The organism is Streptococcus sp. HMSC064H09 (genome assembly GCF_001812625.1).
Classification (GTDB): domain Bacteria; phylum Bacillota; class Bacilli; order Lactobacillales; family Streptococcaceae; genus Streptococcus.
Genome location: NZ_KV809602.1, coordinates 1 through 1,261, shown reverse-complemented (window position 1 = coordinate 1,261; position 1,261 = coordinate 1). Strand labels below are relative to the sequence as shown.

The following is a 1,261-nucleotide window of genomic DNA, read 5'->3' as shown; positions in this document are numbered from 1 at the left end:
AAAATATGTAAGTTTTCTCTGAATTTTTTTGGTACAATAGATAATGTAAAGAGAGACCTAATGAGTTATAGATAAGTATTCTATTATTTAAAACTTATTGTTCTCATAAACGTTTTCTAAATAGTCTAGGAACCCTTCTTAACATTTATACCTATCTTCCCCAAACACTTTTCCCCATTCCTAGATTATCAGATCTCTCACAAGAAAATCGTCTAGCTCACCCGGCTAGGCCTTTTTTCTTTTTCCATACTTTTGCTATAATAGAGTCATACCGTTTGAAAGGAACTCATAAAATGACTATAGATCAGCAACTTCTTTGCTACAAACGTTTACCAAACTGGACAGCTACAACACTTCCAGAAATGGTGACGCAAAAACACAATACTAAGGTAGGAACTTGGGCTAAATTGACCGTTCTATCAGGATCTCTCCGCTTCTACGAATTAGATGAACAAGGACAGGTTACTGCAGAGCACCTTTTTACCCCCGAGACAGAGATTCCTTTTGTTGAACCACAAGCTTGGCATCGCATCGCTGCTGCATCAGATGATTTGGAATGCTATCTTTCTTTTTACTGTAAACCTGAGGACTACATAGCTAAAAAGTATGACACTAAGGCTCACTCCGAGGTTCTTGAAGCAGTCCAATCTGGCCATATCAAACCTGGTCGCACCCTCGACCTAGGTTGTGGTCACGGCCGTAATGCTCTTTATTTGGCATCTCTTGGGCATGATGTTACAGCCGTTGATGTTAATAACGAAGCTACACAACGCATCCAAATGATTGCAGATGAGGAAAATTACAATATTAGAGCTGGCTACTACGATATCAATGCTGCTGCTCTTCCTGAGTCTGAGACCTTTGATTTCATCCTCTCAACAGTGGTCTTCATGTTCCTTGATCCCGATCAAATTCCGGCTATTATCAAGAATATGCAAGAGCGTACAGTCATTGGTGGTTACAACCTAATTGTTTGTGCCATGGACACTGAGGAGCACCCTTGTACCATGCCTTTCCCATTTACGTTTGAAGAAGGCGAGTTGAAAAACTACTATAGTGACTGGGAATTAATCAAGTACAATGAAAATCTTGGTCACCTTCACCGTTTAGATGAGCATGGCAATCCAATCGCCCTTCAATTTGCAACCATGTTAGCTAAGAAGGTTAAATAAGAGCGAATGGCTGTAAAAGAGTTGAGCACAGCTTGACTTATCTTCAAATTAAAAACGGCTCTATAATTTCTGTAGTGGGTAAAACCACT

Annotated in this window: 1 protein-coding gene; it reads left to right on the top strand. The window is 39.8% G+C overall.

Features of this window, described 5'->3' with window-relative positions:
* Window positions 1-293: 293 nt before the first annotated feature.
* Window positions 294-1,172 carry an SAM-dependent methyltransferase TehB gene (gene tehB / locus HMPREF2867_RS07895; protein WP_070576950.1) on the top strand — a complete coding sequence of 293 codons (879 nt, stop codon included), beginning with the start codon at window positions 294-296 and terminating at the stop codon, window positions 1,170-1,172.
* Window positions 1,173-1,261: the final 89 nt, after the last annotated feature.